Source organism: Piscibacillus salipiscarius, from assembly GCF_042685285.1.
GTDB classification, from domain to species: Bacteria; Bacillota; Bacilli; order Bacillales; family Alkalibacillaceae; genus Piscibacillus; species Piscibacillus salipiscarius.
Genome location: NZ_JBHUMZ010000053.1, coordinates 86,100 through 104,449, shown reverse-complemented (window position 1 = coordinate 104,449; position 18,350 = coordinate 86,100). Strand labels below are relative to the sequence as shown.

General features: G+C 35.0%; 19 protein-coding genes and 1 other RNA gene. 2 read left to right on the top strand and 18 right to left on the bottom strand.

Going from position 1 to position 18,350, the window contains the following annotated elements:
- Positions 1 to 127: 127 nt before the first annotated feature.
- The 12 genes from ACFSW4_RS16070 to ACFSW4_RS16015 all read right to left on the bottom strand — a co-directional run bounded on the left by ACFSW4_RS16070 (position 128) and on the right by ACFSW4_RS16015 (position 9,612).
- Positions 128 to 952 (bottom strand): sulfurtransferase, encoded by an 825-nt coding sequence (locus ACFSW4_RS16070; RefSeq protein ID WP_054753093.1) that lies wholly within the window; start codon positions 950 to 952, stop codon positions 128 to 130.
- Between the two features lie 15 nt (positions 953 to 967).
- The gene (locus ACFSW4_RS16065; RefSeq protein ID WP_377330536.1) at positions 968 to 1,480 is read right to left on the bottom strand and encodes an isoprenylcysteine carboxyl methyltransferase family protein; all 513 of its coding nucleotides are present in this window, start codon (positions 1,478 to 1,480) and stop codon (positions 968 to 970) included.
- A 1-nt stretch (position 1,481) separates the two neighbouring features.
- A complete protein-coding gene (locus ACFSW4_RS16060) occupies positions 1,482 to 2,543 on the bottom strand; it encodes a type III polyketide synthase (protein ID WP_054753096.1) in 1,062 nt (353 codons plus the stop codon).
- 76 nt (positions 2,544 to 2,619) lie between these two features.
- Positions 2,620 to 3,399 (bottom strand): SDR family NAD(P)-dependent oxidoreductase, encoded by a 780-nt coding sequence (locus tag ACFSW4_RS16055; RefSeq protein WP_054753097.1) that lies wholly within the window; start codon positions 3,397 to 3,399, stop codon positions 2,620 to 2,622.
- Positions 3,400 to 3,475: 76 nt separating this feature from the next.
- The gene (locus ACFSW4_RS16050) at positions 3,476 to 4,978 is read right to left on the bottom strand and encodes a carboxypeptidase M32 (RefSeq protein ID WP_054753098.1); all 1,503 of its coding nucleotides are present in this window, start codon (positions 4,976 to 4,978) and stop codon (positions 3,476 to 3,478) included.
- Positions 4,979 to 4,997: 19 nt separating this feature from the next.
- The gene (locus ACFSW4_RS16045) at positions 4,998 to 6,128 is read right to left on the bottom strand and encodes a THUMP domain-containing class I SAM-dependent RNA methyltransferase (protein ID WP_377330535.1); all 1,131 of its coding nucleotides are present in this window, start codon (positions 6,126 to 6,128) and stop codon (positions 4,998 to 5,000) included.
- A 75-nt stretch (positions 6,129 to 6,203) separates the two neighbouring features.
- Positions 6,204 to 6,585: RNase P RNA component class B (gene rnpB / locus ACFSW4_RS16040), an RNA gene on the bottom strand.
- Between the two features lie 77 nt (positions 6,586 to 6,662).
- Positions 6,663 to 6,962, bottom strand: coding sequence for a cell division regulator GpsB (gpsB, locus tag ACFSW4_RS16035; protein WP_054753099.1), 300 nt, complete (start codon positions 6,960 to 6,962; stop codon positions 6,663 to 6,665).
- A 10-nt stretch (positions 6,963 to 6,972) separates the two neighbouring features.
- A complete protein-coding gene (locus ACFSW4_RS16030; protein ID WP_377330534.1) occupies positions 6,973 to 7,545 on the bottom strand; it encodes an SLOG family protein in 573 nt (190 codons plus the stop codon).
- 57 nt (positions 7,546 to 7,602) lie between these two features.
- Positions 7,603 to 8,013, bottom strand: coding sequence for a cytidine deaminase (locus tag ACFSW4_RS16025; protein WP_377330533.1), 411 nt, complete (start codon positions 8,011 to 8,013; stop codon positions 7,603 to 7,605).
- A 13-nt stretch (positions 8,014 to 8,026) separates the two neighbouring features.
- A complete protein-coding gene (locus ACFSW4_RS16020) occupies positions 8,027 to 8,380 on the bottom strand; it encodes a DUF1798 family protein (RefSeq protein ID WP_377330532.1) in 354 nt (117 codons plus the stop codon).
- A gap of 266 nt (positions 8,381 to 8,646) precedes the next feature.
- Positions 8,647 to 9,612 (bottom strand): DUF2515 family protein, encoded by a 966-nt coding sequence (locus ACFSW4_RS16015; protein WP_054753106.1) that lies wholly within the window; start codon positions 9,610 to 9,612, stop codon positions 8,647 to 8,649.
- A gap of 91 nt (positions 9,613 to 9,703) precedes the next feature.
- Here ACFSW4_RS16015 and recU point away from each other — a divergent pair, with 91 nt between their 5' ends.
- A complete protein-coding gene (recU, locus tag ACFSW4_RS16010; RefSeq protein ID WP_377330531.1) occupies positions 9,704 to 10,339 on the top strand; it encodes a Holliday junction resolvase RecU in 636 nt (211 codons plus the stop codon).
- Entirely contained in the window at positions 10,323 to 12,989 is a 2,667-nt protein-coding gene (locus ACFSW4_RS16005) for a transglycosylase domain-containing protein (RefSeq protein WP_377330530.1), read from the top strand. The genes recU and ACFSW4_RS16005 overlap by 17 nt, the downstream gene beginning before the upstream one ends.
- Positions 12,990 to 13,015: 26 nt before the next feature.
- Here ACFSW4_RS16005 and nth read toward each other — a convergent pair whose 3' ends face one another.
- The 6 genes from nth to ACFSW4_RS15975 form a co-directional block, all read right to left on the bottom strand.
- Positions 13,016 to 13,666: an endonuclease III gene (nth, locus tag ACFSW4_RS16000; RefSeq protein ID WP_377330529.1), complete on the bottom strand. Its 651-nt coding sequence runs from the start codon at positions 13,664 to 13,666 to the stop codon at positions 13,016 to 13,018.
- Between the two features lie 13 nt (positions 13,667 to 13,679).
- Positions 13,680 to 14,354: a DnaD domain protein gene (locus ACFSW4_RS15995; protein WP_377330528.1), complete on the bottom strand. Its 675-nt coding sequence runs from the start codon at positions 14,352 to 14,354 to the stop codon at positions 13,680 to 13,682.
- Positions 14,355 to 14,423: 69 nt separating this feature from the next.
- Complete coding sequence (gene asnS, locus ACFSW4_RS15990) at positions 14,424 to 15,716, bottom strand: asparagine--tRNA ligase (RefSeq protein WP_377330527.1); 1,293 nt, start codon at positions 15,714 to 15,716, stop codon at positions 14,424 to 14,426.
- Between the two features lie 21 nt (positions 15,717 to 15,737).
- A complete protein-coding gene (locus ACFSW4_RS15985; protein ID WP_377330526.1) occupies positions 15,738 to 16,919 on the bottom strand; it encodes a pyridoxal phosphate-dependent aminotransferase in 1,182 nt (393 codons plus the stop codon).
- Between the two features lie 51 nt (positions 16,920 to 16,970).
- Positions 16,971 to 17,492, bottom strand: coding sequence for a cell wall elongation regulator TseB-like domain-containing protein (locus ACFSW4_RS15980; RefSeq protein ID WP_377330525.1), 522 nt, complete (start codon positions 17,490 to 17,492; stop codon positions 16,971 to 16,973).
- Between the two features lie 80 nt (positions 17,493 to 17,572).
- Entirely contained in the window at positions 17,573 to 18,325 is a 753-nt protein-coding gene (locus tag ACFSW4_RS15975) for a hypothetical protein (protein ID WP_377330524.1), read from the bottom strand.
- Between the last annotated feature and the right edge of the window lie 25 nt (positions 18,326 to 18,350).

Genomic DNA, 18,350 nt, shown 5'->3' with positions numbered 1-18,350 from the left:
AACCTACAAGAAGACGAATATTAGGATTAAGTTCCTCCTAACATTCGTCTTCATTTTTAGCTACGTCAAATAACACCCATTATTCGTTTTTAAATAAGCCATTTTTCTTCAGTGTCATCTTCTATTTCTATTCTTTAGCTATCTCATTCTCATCATAACTAATCCAATCGCTAAAGCTTCCTACATATAGCCTCACATTGTCGAAACCTGCTAGCCATAAAGCAACTACATTCGGCGTTGCTGTGACACCTGAACCGCAATACACGATCATTTCTTCAGCGTCCTGATAAGTTGAGAAATAGTTGATTAACTCATCTTGGGATTTAAATTGGTGTTGATCATTTAATATGTTGGTCCATTCTGAATTAATGGCACCTGGAATATGTCCAGCTTTTCGGTCTATAGGCTCATGTTTTCCAATATAGCGATCGTAACTTCTAGAATCGATTAATGTGACAGAATCCCTATCCTTATTTTCTTTCACATAATACATGTCTGCAATTAGGTCTTCTTTTATTTCACTATTTCCATATTGATTAGCAGTTTTATTTAACTCACTCTGGCTAACAGGGTATCCTGATTGCTTCCATTCCTCAAAGCCACCATTCATTAAATAAACTGTAGGATGTCCAATGAATTTTAATAACCAGTACATTCTAGATGAAAATGCTCTATTTTGACAATAAACAATAACCGTCGTCTCCCGGTGGATTCCTTTAGTGGCTAACTTGGTTTTAAAAGTTTCTATGTTAGGAAGCGGATGTCGGCCACCGTGATTCTTGACCTGGCCACTTAAATCTTTATTAAGATCGAAATACACTCCATTTGGTATATGACCTTGATGAAACATTTCTTTTCCCCAGTTTTCATCCTTCAAATCATATCGACAGTCTGCGAAGACAACATTTTCTTTCAACGTTAATTCGTGAGCTTCTTGTACCGAAATAATCAACTAAACCCTCTCCCCTTATTTATTTATAAAATACTGTTTAAGCGCTCTGTTTTCCAAAGGTATTCGCTTCGTCATTAACCATAAATGTGCACTAACAAATATTATAGCAGTAATATAAGCGTAGAATAATAAAGATATAACTAATAACTCTAATCCGACGATCCAATAATTTGGATGTTTAATCCATTTATAAGGGCCTCTGTCAACAACTTTTGCATCTGGTAACACAATCACTTTCGTGTTCCAATAACGTCCTAATGACCATAAGCTCCAAAATCTAAAGGTCTGTAATAAGATAAATAAAGAGAAAACAATGATGGATGCATCTCTATTCCAACTATGATTTAGAAAGCTTTCTATTATTAAGAAAACAAAAAAAAGAACATGCGTAATGATTATGTGTTTATAATACGGGTCTTCAATTTCAATGGCGCCCTTAGCTTTCTGGTAATTTTCATTTGACTTAGCAATCAGTAATTCAAATACACGAAGTATGATTAAATATATCAGTATAAACAGATACACCATATCATTTCCACTCCATCAGCAATATTTCTGAAGTAAAGCCTGGTCCTAATGCAGTTACTAAATGGTGTTGACGTTTAAAAGGACGACTCTCTAACGCTTGTTTAATCACAAATAAAACAGTCGGTGACGACATATTACCATATTGTTTTAAGACCTCTTTAGAATAATCGAGCATTTGATGGTCAAACATAATCTTCTCCACTTCTTCTAATACTTTCCTTCCACCAGGATGCGCTAATATATATTCGATTTCTTTAAAATCAATCTGCTCTTTAATTAAAAACTCCTCTAAGTGATCTTTCCAAAAAGAACGCACAAGTTTAGGAATAATGGTTGAAAAAATAACATAGAATCCATCATTTTTAATATCCCATCCCATAACATCCATGCTTTCTTTCAATAGTTTAGAACTTGACGATTTTATATAAAGGCTAGGCTCTTTTCTTTGTTTCGCTAGAGGATGTTCATGACCAAGTAGGACCGTACAGCTTGCACCATCACTAAATAAAGCCGCACCAACAATATTTTGTTGGTCTACATGATCATGGTGAAATGCAACTGTGGCTAACTCACAGTTTACAATCATAATAGAGTGTGTTGGATTTGCTTTAAGGTAATCATGAGCTCTTGATAATGCTACTCCCCCACCTGCACAACCCAAACCAAATAAGGGATAGCGTCTAATAGTATCCTTTAATGGTAAACGATTGATCAAATGGACATCTAAAGGTGGCGTTAATATTCCTGTGCTCGTAACTGATATAATAGCATCTAGATCTTTCATATGTAGTTCATGATTTTTAAAACAATCGAATACGGCCTGTTCAGCTAAATCAATTCCGTATTTCATATACAAATGATTTCGTTCTGAAAGTCCGTGTTTACTCTGAAACCATTCAGGTTCCGTTACAAAATATCTCTGATTAATCCCTGCAGTATCAAACACTGCTAAATATTTAGATAGTCTTTTTTCAGTAAGTAATGTCGAAATAACTTCTTTCGCGCGGTCTTGTTTTAATTCATATTTAGGAACGGCAGTCCCGATGCTATATATAACGGACATAAACGAACCTCTTTCATAAGAGAATTATTCCCCTATTTATTAATGTCCCCCTTATGTTGGAAAATCATACTAAATTTTAAAACCCATAAATGGTCATTCCACCATCTACCATTAGAGTTTGGCCCGTCATATAATTACTAGCTTCAGATGCCAAAAACACAGCTGGGCCGGCTATTTCTTCTAATCGTCCAATTCTATTCAAAGGCGTACGATTTACTATATCCTGCACATATTGATCATTTTGTAGTAACTTTTCAGTTAATGTTGTTGGGAAATACCAAGGACCGATAGCATTGACATTAATTCCGTATTTGCCCCATTCTAAAGATAGAGTTTTGGTCATTTGAATTAAGGCGGCTTTTGTCATGGCATAGACAACACCTGTTCTTAAGGCTGTTTGACCAGCAACGGATGAAACGGAAATAATTTTTCCTTTAATATTGTGGTCAATCATGTTCTGTGCAACGAATTGTGACAGGAACAGTACACTTTTCATATTTGTATCAATAATCTGCTGATACTCACTTTCGGTTACTTTAAGGGCTTCACTACGAATATTCATCCCTGCATTATTCACCAAAATGTCGATGCCACGACCTGCGGTTAATTCTAGTAATTTTGATTTAAGAAAATCTAATTCTGTAACTGATGTAGCAACATAATCAACAGATACATTATATTGGTCTTGAATAACGCGGCTCGTCTTATGTAAATCTTCCTCATTACGAGCAATCAAAATAAGGTTCGCCCCCGATTCAGCATATGAAAAGGCAATAGCTCGCCCAATTCCCTTCGTTGCTCCAGTAATAACTGCTAGTTTCCCTTCTAACTTAAAATTCGGTAAATATGTTTCCAAGTATTACCCTCCTAAGCGATAAATTTATGCTAAAGAAGACTATTCTTCTATATTAAGAATAGCCTTCGGTTTAAGCTTACCAATTATAAATTTTTTGGTACTTCTCTGTTAAATATTGAACTAAGTAATTCGGGTTAAGCCCTTCACCTGTCACTTCTTTTAATAAATCTAATGGTTCCTTCATACTTCCTTTTCGATGAATATGTTCGTTTAACCAATTTTTAATTGGTGATAAATCATCATTTTGAATGGATTGGTCAATATCAACGTCCTGCTCAAGAGCCGACTTGATTTGAGCTCCATACATATAACCCAAAGCATACGATGGGAAATATCCAAAGTCTCCACCTGACCAGTGAACATCTTGAAGGACTCCATCAGCATCATTTTCAGGTCTAATACCTAAGTACTCTTCCATTTTATCGTTCCACAATTTAGGTAAATCTTTCACTTCTATTTCTTCATTAATTAAACCTTTTTCAAGCTCATAACGAATCATAATATGAAGCGGGTAAGTCATCTCATCGGCTTCGATTCGAATGAATGTTGGTTTCACTTCGTTTATAGAACGATAGAATTCATGTTTAGGTATATTCTTAAATGAATCTGGTGCATATTCTAAAAATAAGTCATAGTATTGATCCCAGAACGATTCATTTCTTCCAACAAAGTTTTCCCAGAATAATGATTGTGACTCATGGATGCCCATAGAGATTGCATCACACACAGGCGTGTCATATAAGTCTTTATTTAACCCTTGCTCGTATAATGCATGTCCACCTTCGTGAATCGTACCAAAAACAGCCATACGAAAATCTTGTTCATCGTATCGTGTTGTTACTCGAACATCATCATGGTTAATATTAATGGCAAATGGGTGCACAGTTTCATCTAGTCTACCTGCATCAAAATCATACCCCATTTTATGAAGAACTTTTAACGAAAACTGCTCTTGTTTCTCTTTAGGAAAGTTAGCCAAAATTTGACTCGGGTCAGGTTTATTATTAGATTCATTAACATTTTTAATGAGTTTGCCTAAATCATCTCGTAGTTTAGGAAAAACCTGATCTAATGTCTTAACCGTCACTCCTGGTTCGAAACCATCTAAAAGTGCATCATATCGGTTTTCTTTATATCCCCAGTACTCTGCAAACTTAATATTAAAAGCAACAATCTTTTCTAAATAAGGTCTAAACATTTCAAAGTCAGATTTCTCTCTTGCCTCTGTCCAAACAGATTCGGCTTGTGAGGTTAATTCCACAAACTCTTTATACTCTTCAACAGGGATCTTTTTTGTTTTATTATAATCTTTTTCAACTAGTTCGATTGAACGTTTAATGACTTGGTTTTCAGAATTTCTAAGCTCATCAATGTAAGTCTTCACTTGATCTGACGTTTTTAATTCATGGACTTTTTGTGATAAAAAAGAAAGCGTTTCTGAACGTCTGTGAACTCCTTTCTTAGGCGCTTTAGTTCTTAAATCCCATGCCATCAATTTAATTGCTTCAGCATAAGATTCAATCTGTTTATAATATTGCAAAAATTCTTGTTCTACTGAAGAATATGTTGATCCACTCATTTAATTCTCTCCCCATTATTTATTTTTTACCAAAATATTGATAATAGTTTGTCTGAATAAATCCGTTAAATAATTTACGTTTCTTAGTTGCCTTTTGTCCATACTGCTTTTCAAAATCCTGATAAGAAGTCATGATATATACGCTCCATTTAGGATAAGATGACATAATATGCCCTAAATCTTGGTAGATTTGTTCTACCGTCTCTTTCTCTCCCAATCGTTCACCATATGGAGGATTTCCTATTAAGTAACCTTTTTCAGATTTAGGCATAAAGTCCTTTGCTTGCATTTGTTTCCAATTAATTAAATCAGCCAAACCAGCTTCCATTGCGTTATGCTTGGCAATCTCGATAGACTGATGACTAATATCTGATCCAGTAATATCTAATGGCTGATCATAATTCGCTAAGTCTTCCGCCTCTTCAAGAGCCTGTTCCCAAACTGTAGAAGGAATAGAATCCCATTCTTCAGCTTGAAATTCACGGTTAAAACCTGGCGCTATGTTCTGTCCAATTAATGCAGCTTCAATTGGGATAGTACCGGAGCCTGTAAACGGATCTACAAATGGATCATCAGGTGTCCAATTTGTCAATTGAATGAGAGCAGCTGCTAGTGTCTCTTTTAAAGGTGCTTCTCCCTGGCCAATGCGATAGCCACGTTTATGTAAACCTGAACCTGATGTATCTAAAGATAAAGTAACTTTATCTTTTAAAATTGCTACTTCAACTTTGTATCTTGCACCTGTTTCTTCGAGTCTTGATGTTAAACTATACGCTTCTTGAAGTCTTGATACAATTGCCTTTTTGACAATTGATTGGCAATCAGGTACGGAATATAGTTTTGATTTATGTGATTTACCTACTACATGTATAAATCCTTCTTTAGAAATCCACTCTTCCCATGGTAATGCCTTTGTTTGTTCAAATAGCTCTTCAAAAGAATACGCATTGAATTCATCCATTAATAATTTGACGCGATCTGCCGTTCGAAGCCATAAATTACTTCTTGCAATACCTGCTAAATCTGCATCAAACATCACACGCCCATTTTCTGTTTGGATATTTTCATAACCTAGCTGTTTTATTTCGTTTTTAACTATTGATTCTAATCCCATTGCTGCTGTTGCGATTAACTTAATTGGCTGTGACAATGATTACATTCCTTTCAAAGAACTTATAAGCTCCCAATAATATGTAAGGCATAAATAAGATGTGACCAGTAGGTATTTTGTAAGCCATGTTCTGTACCTTCGTACTACTAGCGGCGGTCAACCTCGTACTCCAGTCGTAACCATCTATCTACAAGTCATACTTGCCTCTCAGCTAGGTTGAATTCCCTGCTGAAAGTGCCCCTACCATATTTTGGGTTACTCACTCGTGGGGTTTACCGCGTTCCACTTTGATTGTTTCCAATCAAAATCGTCACTGTGGCACTTTAAAGGTAATCCAATCGTATCCCATATAGGACTTAGATTGTTTCCCCGCCGTTAGCTAACCTTAAGTTAACTACCTTGACTTATGGTTTCGTCAAGCACGATCACTACAAACCTCTCAGCCTGTGTGAGCATGGACTTTCCTCTCTGTAAAACAGAGCGATTACGTCTATACCTACAACATCTTATTTATGCCTGAATTATAAAGTTTAACATAAAACAGGTGTCCCTGCATTAGTAATGTTTAACAGATTATTCACTATATCGTTTACCAAAAACGGCTTTCTCTAGGTTTGATAATCTTTGTAATACATCATAGTTGATCTGACCTCTTTGTTTAGTCTGAGAAGAAGTCGCAGTTGTTGTATTTGGTTTGCTAGTTGTCTTAAGTTTTCGATTTTCTTCTTTTAAGGTTTCTATTTCTTTATTAAGTGTTTCATAATCTTGGATGACTAAATCTAAAAACTCATCCACCTCATCTTGATTATAACCTCTGATTGTCGTTTTAAACTCTTTGTCCAAAATTTCCTGACCCGTTAAATTTGTTTTCATCGAATTCCTCCTACACATCATTCAAGTTATCTTGATTTAATTCTTGCATTTCTCTAGCAAGATCATCTAAATCAAATGAATTGATAATTGTTACATTATATTCATGTTGCTCTTCATATTTTAATATTAAATCATAAAAATATTTCGGAGAGCCCCCAAATTCCTCTTCATAAAGAAGAATGCACCCATCGGTTTTTTCAATAAACCATTTATTCTTAACAAAATACTGTTTGGGGCTTTCATAAGATTTTTGACTTAAAGGTTGATAATAGTCTGCCAGTTGTATCAAAGTTTGATATTTTTTCTGTTTATCTTCTTTCCAAATATGATCTTGGTCTTTGAATGGCGGTATGAGTGCAACTTTAACTTGATAGATTTCTTTTAATTCTTGTAATACATCAAATGCCCAAGTTTCAACGCCTTGTTGACCAGATAAGATAACCCATTCTAATCCATTATCCAAATACTCAACTAGCTTTCTTTTTAAAGCTTTTTTGATAATACCAACTTTTTCGTCTTGGTCACTAAAAATATTTAATTCATGTGGTTTATAACCTGTTATAGTTATTGATTTTACATTCATACTTTCATTATATCAAAAAAAGAGCTAGTTTGTACTAGCTCTAATGTGGATATTTCATTATTTTTCCTGGCCAGATGATAAATCATCTTGATTAAAAGAAAATGGTAATAATTCTTTTACTTTTACCTCTTTAACTTCAAGGTCCTTATTACTAATATAAACGTTCATTTCTGGGTCGAAAAACTCACTCATCACCTGTCTACACGCCCCGCATGGCGGTACAGGTCTAGACGTGTTAGCAATGACAGCCAATGACTCAAAATCACGCTCACCTTCAGAAACTGCTTTAAAAATCGCAACTCTTTCAGCGCAGCAAGTGACTGGATAAGCTGCATTTTCAATATTACAGCCTTTATAAACTTTACCATCTTTAGTAAGTAAAGCTGCCCCTACCGGAAAAGTTGAATACGGTACATAAGCTTGATCTAGCATACTCTTTGCTTCATTAACTAACAGACTTTGTTTCATGTTATATTCTCCCCTATTCTTCCTGTTGTTCATCCAAAATTAAATTCAAATTATATTTTACAGATTGATAAAGTTCAACGAAACGTTTCTTCCTCACATCATTAAAATAACTATGCAAAATCATAATTTCTAAATTATCTTTAGTATTTTTAATTTGATTTGGGAAAATCGGCAGCTTATGTACCAGGTCATTGGCATCGTCTTCCCACTTCTCAATTTTTTCAAAGATTGGTGTTGCTTCTTCTTTCATTAAATTAAAATCATCATAGTTTTTACGGTCAAACTTGCGATCATAAAAATAGCGATCATGGATTTCTTCTACATCTTGATCCTTTAACTCTCTAGTTAGTCGCAAAAATTCTATCACTTGAATCACCTTGCCTTCAAGTCATACTTTATCATGAATCTTTGCGCCACGCTATTATTTCTTACGAAAGTCTGGGTTTACGATTTGCATTCTTTTCTTTAAATGCTCTAATTCCATTTCTAAACGTTGTAGAGATTCTAATAAATACTCCTTATTATTAGGGTACTTCATTGACATCTCCTCCTTTGCTTCTTATTTAGGCAAATATTTTTAGAATCCTACCCGTACGACAAACAAAGAAGGAAACCAACAAAGGTTCTTATACTTTAGCTTTTTTCGACAGACTCGTGTTTAATTACCCCTTTAATTGATCCTATGTTTTTAATTAATTGACGCTTCTTATAGTATGTTTCATTAATTGGTGTCGGATGTTTCATCTTCTCTTCTTTATACCATCGTCTTTTAATCTTTGTGTAAGATGACCAATCTACTCTATATTCACTGATTTGATGTTTCGTATCACGATAAAAACTGGTTAAATTGTGACTGTCAGATGTCGTATGTTCATTAATAAATTGTTCATATTCCTTGCGATCACCTGTGATTTCAACATTATTAGCAAAAGAATAAAATAACGGATATAGACAGGGATAAAATAAAATATTACTAATCTTTTTACCAATTGAAATTCTCTTACTTACACTTAAGAAGTGGGAAACAAAATCGCCGTACAGTTTACCCTGTTCTGTTGGCAATAAGACAGCATTATAATGGGCCATGTTTTGACCTCTAAATGGAATGGTATTAAATACTTTACGTTTATATGGCTGGTGCTGCATAATTGGTTGTTCAATTAAATTTTGTTCATTAATGATTTGAGCATAGAGCAAACGTTCCTTGTCTCTGCGGCGGTAGAATCGGTACCATTCCTCCTCTATATATCTAGAAACTTGAAAATGTTTTAACAAGAAGAATAGTGGTGTATCTTTTTCTTCTGACAATTGATATATTAACAGCTGAGGATATGCATCCTGAAATATATACCAGTTGATACTTTCATAGGTTAAATATAGCGATTTACGTTCACCTTCACTTAATAACTGCACATATGGATCACTTTGTAAATCCGTCATATTCCAACCAGCATTACGCGATACAATGCTTGCTAAGAATGACCATTTAATTTCGGGAAACTTATCGTAAAACTTTAAATAAGCTTTTGTACGAGTAACGTTATTTTGGTTATGTATTTTAGTCTGTTCTTTAATGTAATTTACAATTAACGGAATCATGCTGTCAGCCTTTCTTAACCATTTTGTAATAGTATATCCAAATCCTCATGGTTTAAAATTTGATATAATAGGTTGTTGAGGAGGAATAAAATTGAAGTATCCGAAGGGAAGTCGGCAAAACAAACATAATTCACAAACCAATTATACAAACTATAGTCAACTAGGCGGAACACAATTCGGAAATAGAGGGATGACCCTCGAAAAAGAACTAAATGAAACGAATAAGTTTTATTTAGAAACTGATCAAGCGGTTATTCATAAAAAACCGACTCCAATCCAAGTAGTGCAAGTTGATTATCCAAAACGAAGTGCTGCTGTTATTAAAGAAGCTTATTATCAACAACCTTCTACTACGGACTATAATGGAATTTACAATGGTAGATATATTGATTTCGAAGCTAAACAAACTAAAAACAAAACCTCGTTACCATTTTCAAATATTCATCAGCACCAAGTAGATCACATGAGAAAGATTGACGATCATGGAGGGATTTGTTTTTTTATTATTCGTTTTAAATTATTGAATGAAACTTTTTTACTTCCAATTCGTCCATTTATAAAGGTTTGGGATCAACAGTTTGAGGGTAATAGAAAATCGTTACCTTATCACTACATCAAAGAAAACGGTTATTTAATCCCATTCACATTACAGAAAAAAGTAGACTATTTAACCGTTGTCGATCGTGTTTATTTTAATGGAGGAGATCATAATGAGCGAAGACATTAAAAGTCGAAAAGCTAAAAAGCAAACAAAGAAAAACAAAAAAATAAATTGGAAAAAAGTACTGATATCGTTATTGATTATAGGTTTATTAGGTATGTTCGTGGTTGCAGGTGTGGTATTTTCTTATATTAAAGACGCACCTGAACTGAACGCGGAAGAATTACAAGTACCATTGTCAACGACGATTCTGGACAGAGATGGAAACGTAGTCGCTGAACTAGGTGCTCAAAAACGTGAAGAAATTGAATATAAGGAAATTCCACAAATTCTAGAAGATGCGGTACTTGCTACCGAAGACGTTAGGTTCTTTGAACATAGTGGTATTGATCTAAGGCGTATCGGAGCTGCTGTTATAGCTAATATCAAAGAAGGATTCGGAGCACAAGGTGCTAGTACGATTACTCAACAAGTTGTTAAAAATGCATTTTTGACTTCAGAGAAAAGTATTGAACGAAAAGTCCAAGAACAATATTTAGCATTTAAACTAGAACAAGATTACAGCAAAAAGGAAATTTTAGCTATGTACCTTAATATCATTGCTTATGGTAAAGATATATACGGTGTTCAAAAAGCATCTGAAGCTTTCTTCGGAAAAAGTGATTTAAGTAAATTAACACTTTCAGAGGCGGCACTATTAGCTGGTATTCCGCAAAGACCTAATGCTTACAACCCGTATATTGATCCAAAACTTGCTAAAGAACGTCGTAATATCGTTCTAGATTTAATGGTTCAACATGGAAAGATCTCTGAAGCAGAGGCTAAAGAAGCCAAAGCTATCAAAGTGAAGGATATGATTCAAGACAGCTACGAATCGGATATTCCTTATGAAGGATTTATTGAAAAAGTATTAAATGAAGCTAGTCAAAAACTTGATGACGAAGTTGATGTGTATTCAGCTGGGTTAACAATTCATACAACATTAGATCAAGATGCTCAAAAACAAGTTGAGTTTCTAATGAATGATGAAAAGAGTCCAATACAATTTAGTGACGATAAAGTTCAAACAGGAATTTCAGTGATTGATACTAAGACTGGTGAAATACTAGCAATTGGTGGTGGACGTAATAAGGAAGGCATTTGGGCGAGTGAAAACTATGCCTTTAGTACTGATCGTCAGCCAGGCTCAACAATTAAGCCTATTATAGATTACGGTCCTGCTATTGAGTTTGAGAAATGGTCTACTTACCATCAATTAAAAGATGAAGAAGTTGATAATTATAGTGATGATGTAGATTTGAGTAACTTTGATGATCGCTATCGAGGTTGGATGACGATGCGTGAAGCATTATATGAGTCCATTAATATTCCTGCATTTAAGGCATTTAACGAAGTAAGAAACAGTCAAGGCGATGAAAAAATCTTAAACTTCGTACGTGGATTAGGATTACCTTATGGTGATACATTACTCAATTCCGATTCTATTGGAGGTAATCAAGAATTAAGTCCATTAGAAATTGCTGGTGCTTATGCAGCTTTCGGTAATGGTGGTATTTATAATGAACCACACGCAGTAACGAAGATTGTGTACCCTGATGAAAAGAAAGTAGTTGAGACTAAACCAGAATCTAATATTGCCATGGAAGATTACACTGCTTATATGATTACTGATATGCTAAAAGACGTCATTAATCATGGAACTGGTTCTAGTGTTGATGTTAATAATCTGCCTGTAGCAGCTAAAACAGGTACAACAAATGAAGATGTTGACTCTTGGATGGCAGGTTATTCTACAAACTTCACTATTTCAGTGTGGACTGGTTACAGTGAAGGAAACAAGTCACTATCTGGTCAAGATAAAGCTATTCCTAAAGCAATCTTTGGAAACCTAATGAGACATATGTCAGATGGAGTCGAAACAGCTGATTTCACTAAACCTGATTCAGTTGTTGAGGTTGGAATTGAGGAAGGCTCTAGACCTGCTAAATTACCAAGTGATTATACACCAGAAAGTCAGATCATTACGGAATTGTTCGTTAAGGGTACTACACCAAACGAAGTATCGGAACAATACGATCAGCCAGATCCTGTTGAAGGACTAAAAGCTGAGTTTGATGAAAAACGTGGGGTTATAGAAGTGTCATGGGATCACTCTAATGATGACATGGAATACAACATTAAAGTATCCGTAGATGGAAGTGACATGCAAGATGTTGCTACCATAAGTGATCAAATGATTGTATTCGATGAAATTTCTCCTGAAACTAATTATACGTTTGAAGTTACAGCCATAGACGATGGTGGTAATCAATCTGAACCAGCTCAAACTTCTGCTGAAACGCCGCCTGAAGAAGAAGAGAAAGATTTAATTGATGAAATAATTGGCGATGATGAAGAAGAAAATGGTGAAGGTAACGGAAACGGTGAAGGTAACGGAAACGGCGAAGGTAATGGAAATGGAGATCAGGAAGAGCCGCCTTCAGATGGAGATGGTGGATCTAATGGCGGTGATGACTCATCTGAAGACGGTACTGACCCTGGATCAACAGATGACGGTTCCACGGATGATGGATCTGGTGACGGAGAATCGGGTACTGATGATGGGTCTAATGATCAAGGCGAAGATTCAGTTACTAATAGCACTACAGAAAATGGTGATACTAACACTTCAACTAGTTCAACTGACTCTACTCAATCGACAGATAGTACAACTTAAATTACAAACAAAAACGAGGCTGAAATTCAGCCTCGTTTTTTCATGCGCTTTTGACCTTCCCTACAAATTTCAAGTAATGGACATTCGGGACAATTAGGGTTCTTCGCTTTACAATGATAGCGTCCAAAGAAGATCATTCTGTGATGAGTGTCACTCCATTCTTCTTTTGGAACCTTTCTCATAAGCGTTTTTTCGACTTCTAAAACAGAGTCTTTCCAGCGGCAAATTCCTAACCGTTTGGATACTCTTTCGACATGAGTATCAACTGCTATGGCAGGTTCCCCAAATGCAACTGACATCACAACGTTCGCCGTCTTCCTCCCAACTCCCGCTAAGTTTACTAAATCGGTATAATTTGAAGGAACGTGACCATCATGCTTTTCAATTAAATCAGCGCTTAGTTTGCGTATATTTTTTGCTTTGTTTCGATATAAACCAATTCTTTTAATATCGTGCTGTAGCTCTTCTAAAGATACTGCGAGATAATCTTCAGGGGCTTTGTATTTCGCAAATAAACCCGGTGTTACTTTGTTTACTAAAGCATCTGTTGCTTGAGCTGAAAGGACAACAGCAACTAATAATTCAAACTCATTAGAATGAGTTAACTCACATTCGGCATTAGGGAACATTTCCTCTAAAGTATCTAGTACTTGCCTAATCCCTTTTTTAGTTAACATCTACTCCCCCCTCTTACTCTTCTAGCCAGTTATAATAAACGGATGTATCCCTTTTTGGTTCAGGCGTACTTTTATTTGTCTGATTAAAATTATTTTGGTTATTTTGTTTTGCAGCACCTACACTTTTGATCCCTTTTTTCTTCCACTCATTTAGGATCCGGTCGATATACCGAAAATTTAATTTACCCATTAGTACTGCTTCCCTCAGGGCTGCTTTTATTAGGGCTGGTTTAAACCGGTCATCATCTAACCAGTAACTAATGGTTTCAATTTCTATTGGAGATAGGGCTCGTCCAAACTCTTGTTCAAATAAACTAAATAATTTTCCTTCTTCATTTTTTGATTGGTTAACTTCTTGTTGTACTTCATACAATTTCTCTATAAGTGGGGTGATGGAATACCACTCATGAACAATTTGGTTTTCATCTTCAAATTGATCTATTGCTAATAGACCTTTGTTCTTTAAATTCTTTAAAACATTAGAAACATCATTAGAATTAATAGACATATGATTTGAAATCTGATCGAATGATGGAAGTAATTCGTGTTCTTTCTGAAGTCTTAAAATGTGTAATATAACCATCAAATCCGTCTCAGATAAACCTAACGCACCATAATCTTTTACTAATAATGTTGGAATATTAATTTGGTCAACGAGAATTTTCTGATATGAAAATGGTAAGTTCAAGTGACATACCCACCTTTAAAATAATCTAATAGAAAGGATGACTCTAGACAAGAGTCATCCCTTTAAGTCTTATGGATATAAACGATTTAGTAATCTAGGGAATGGAATTGTTTCACGAATATGTTCTGTTCCTGAAATCCAAGCAACAGTACGTTCTAAACCAAGTCCAAACCCTGAATGAGGTACACTACCGTATTTCCTTAATTGTAAATACCATTCATAAGCAGGTCCATCTAATTGATGTTCTTCATACCTCTGACTCATAAGCTCAAAATCATCAATACGCTCAGAACCACCGACTATTTCTCCATAACCTTCCGGTGCAATTAAGTCAGCGCATAAAGCGACTTTTGGATTGTTAGGGTCTGGTTTCATATAAAATGCTTTTATTTCTACAGGGAAATGGGTAATAAAAACAGGTTTGTCATATGCTTCAGCGATTGCCGTTTCGTGAGGCGCACCGAAGTCATCTCCCCAATCAATATCATCAAAACCTTGATCCTTTAAGAATTGAATAGCATCATCATAAGTAATACGCGGGAACGGAGCCTTGATATTTTCAAGCTTCGTTGTGTCACGTTCTAAGGTATCAAGTTCAATTTTGCAATTTTCTAGTACAGATTGAACGACATGTGACACATATTGTTCTTGTAATTCTAAACTATCGTCATGATCCATAAAGGCCATTTCAGGTTCAATCATCCAGAACTCAATTAAATGGCGTCTAGTCTTGGATTTTTCAGCTCTAAATGTAGGGCCAAATGAAAATACTCTACCGAGGGCCATAGCTGCTGCTTCCATATATAACTGACCACTTTGGGATAAATAAGCATCTTCATCAAAATATTTTGTGTGAAATAATTCGGTTGTACCTTCAGCAGAAGCACCTGTTAAAATCGGTGGATCTACCTTTACAAAACCTTCTTGGTTGAAAAACTCATAAGTAGAACGAATAATTTCGTTTCTAACCTTCATAATGGCATGCTGTTTTTTAGATCTTAACCATAAATGACGATGGTCCATTAAAAACTCCGTACCATGCTCCTTTGGTGTAATTGGATAATCTTCAGCTTCTTGAATGACTTCTAAATCCGTAACTTGCAATTCAAAACCTAATGGGCTTCTCGTATCTTCAACTACTTTGCCAGTTACATAAAGAGATGATTCTTGTGTGATTGACTTAGCTAGTTCAAAGGTTTCTTCTGATACTGCCGATTTAACTACGACACCTTGTATAAACCCTGTACCATCTCTTAATTGTAAAAATGCAATTTTTCCACTTGAACGTTTATTATGTAACCATACACCAATTGTTACTGTTTCTTCAACATGGTCTTTAACTGTAGCTATTGTCGTTTTCAACGTTACTTCCTCCTTCTTCTACTAAGAATACTTTTCAACAAAACGTTTAATTCGTTTTGCGGCTTCTTCTAATTGTTCTAATGATGTTGCATACGATAATCGAACATTGTCATCAGAGCCAAAACCTGAACCTGGTACGATTGCCACCTTTTCTTCTTCTAATAACTGAGCAACCCACTCATCTGTCGTATTAAATGGAGATGCTTTAACCACTTCTTTAACATTTGGAAAAAGATAAAACGCACCGTCAGGTTTTACACAAGTGATGTTTGGAATTTCTACTATCCAATTGTATAACTTATTAAGTCGTTCTTCAAAAGCTTTTTTCATATGATGAATTTCTTCTTCAGAATGATTATATGCTGCAATCGCTGCATACTGAGAAATTGATGTAGGATTAGATGTCGCATGTGAAACTAAGTTTGACATCGCTTTAATAACTTCTTCATTACCGGCAGCATAGCCAATTCGCCATCCTGTCATAGAATGTGATTTACTTACTCCGTTAATAATGATTGTTCGATCTTTTATTTCAGATGATACGGAAGCAACAGATACGTGCTGTTCGTCACCATAAATTAACTTTTCATAAATTTCATCTGAAACAATCCATAGATTGTGTTTAACCGCTACCTCACCTAAAGCTTGTAATTCATTTTTATTATACAAAACACCAGTAGGATTACTCGGTGAGTTTAGTATGACTGCTTTTGTATTAGGAGTAATCGCTTCTTCAAGTTGTTCAGGAGTTAACTTAAAGTTGTATTCCTCTTTTGCTTTTACAAAAATAGGTTCACCTTCAGATAATTTCACTTGTTCAGGATAACTAACCCAATAAGGGATTGGGACAATGACTTCGTCTCCCTTATTTAATAAAACTTGAAAAAGTGTATATAAAGCATGTTTCGCACCTGTCGTTACAATAATTTGATTTTGATTATAATCTAAACCATTATCACGTTTGAATTTGTTAACAATGGCCTCTTTTAATTCTACTAACCCACCAGCCGGCGTATATTTCGTCTTCCCTTCATCCATAGCTTGTATCGCAGCATCTAAAATGTATTTGGGTGTATTAAAGTCCGGTTCACCAGCACCGAGGCCAATGACATCGTGTCCCTCAGCTTTTAAAGCTTTAGCTTTTGAAGTAATTGCTAATGTTGTTGATGGTGTAAGTGCTTGTACTCTGTTTGCTAATTTCATATGTATACATCTCCTCCTATGTCCTAAGCTCCTTTAATAGGTTAACATTTTTTATTGATTAAACGAGATTGAATCATATAATTCTCCTGTATCGAATCGATAGGTTTGAAAAATTAACCGGTTGTCTCTTTCATAAATGATTTCCCAAACGACGCGATTATTAAGCATTCCAATAGTTACTTCATCAAGATCACAATTTTGACAGTTAGAACCCCATTGTTTTATTATTTCATCTTTTGTGAAGCCTTGATCCGCATAAACGTAATGTGTTTCTGGTTGTTTCTGATCACTTTCATTTTGTTTTTGATTCAGCTGAGGAATAAAAGCAAATAAAGGTTTACTCTCCTCATCCTTGCCTTTTATTGACACAAAAGAATTACGACCATTAAATAAAGAGGCAGATTCCACTTTCGTAAGTGGTGTATCTTTAATTGCCTTGCTTTTAGCTTGATCAATTAATGTGTTTTTACTGTCTTGAGCCTGGTTATATGCGACGAAAAACATCATCACGACTGTGACGATAATTAAACCAATAACCGAACCAACACTGATTAGTACTTTACGTAAGTTCAATGCCTTCATCCTTTGTATTTAATCACTGTTACTATTATAACAAGACAACACGTAAATTTGTTGAGGATTAATCAACAAATTTACGATTCTTCTCTTTTTAAGTAGAGTTCATATTCCTCTTGCATGATATTAATGTGAGCTGATACCCCTTTGCGAAGTGCATAGATATCCACCCATTGTTTTTGAAACATTTCAATTAGAGGTTGTATTTCCCCTCTACGGTTAATAATCGCTACTTCAGGATTAAGCATTTCTAAGTCTTCTTCAGTCAAATTCGCAGAAGGATTATCTGGAAGGAACATTACCTGAGTTTGCTTATCCCATTGACTCGTCTTTAGATTCCCCTCATACCAATAACAAACGAAATTCCCGTTTGAAATAGCCACATGACTACTTCCATCATTTTTGTTATATACATGATCTATATAGTACCTAGAGCTAATTGCGATACGTTCGTTTTTACTTAAGTAATAGGTTTGATTTTGAAAATCTTTGGGAACTTTACATAATTCAGTATTATGTTTAGGTAAATATAATTGATCCACGTCGTATTGATTTAATATATACGATAAGTTACCGCAGTTTCTTGCATTAACACTGGTAATAAGAATTCCTTTAATACGCTGATCTTCTAATTCATTTAAATAATTTATTATTTCCTTACGACTATTTGAACTTCCTGTATTAATGATAACTTTTTCTTCTTTACTTAAATGCATCACGGCAAAATTGCCAGATGATAAAGGTTCAAAGACAAGTTCTTCTTGAGCAAATATAATTGATTCAGTACCTACTAACGTTAATATTAAAATAAAAATAATGCGCTTAAACATACCCTCACCCACTTCATACATGACT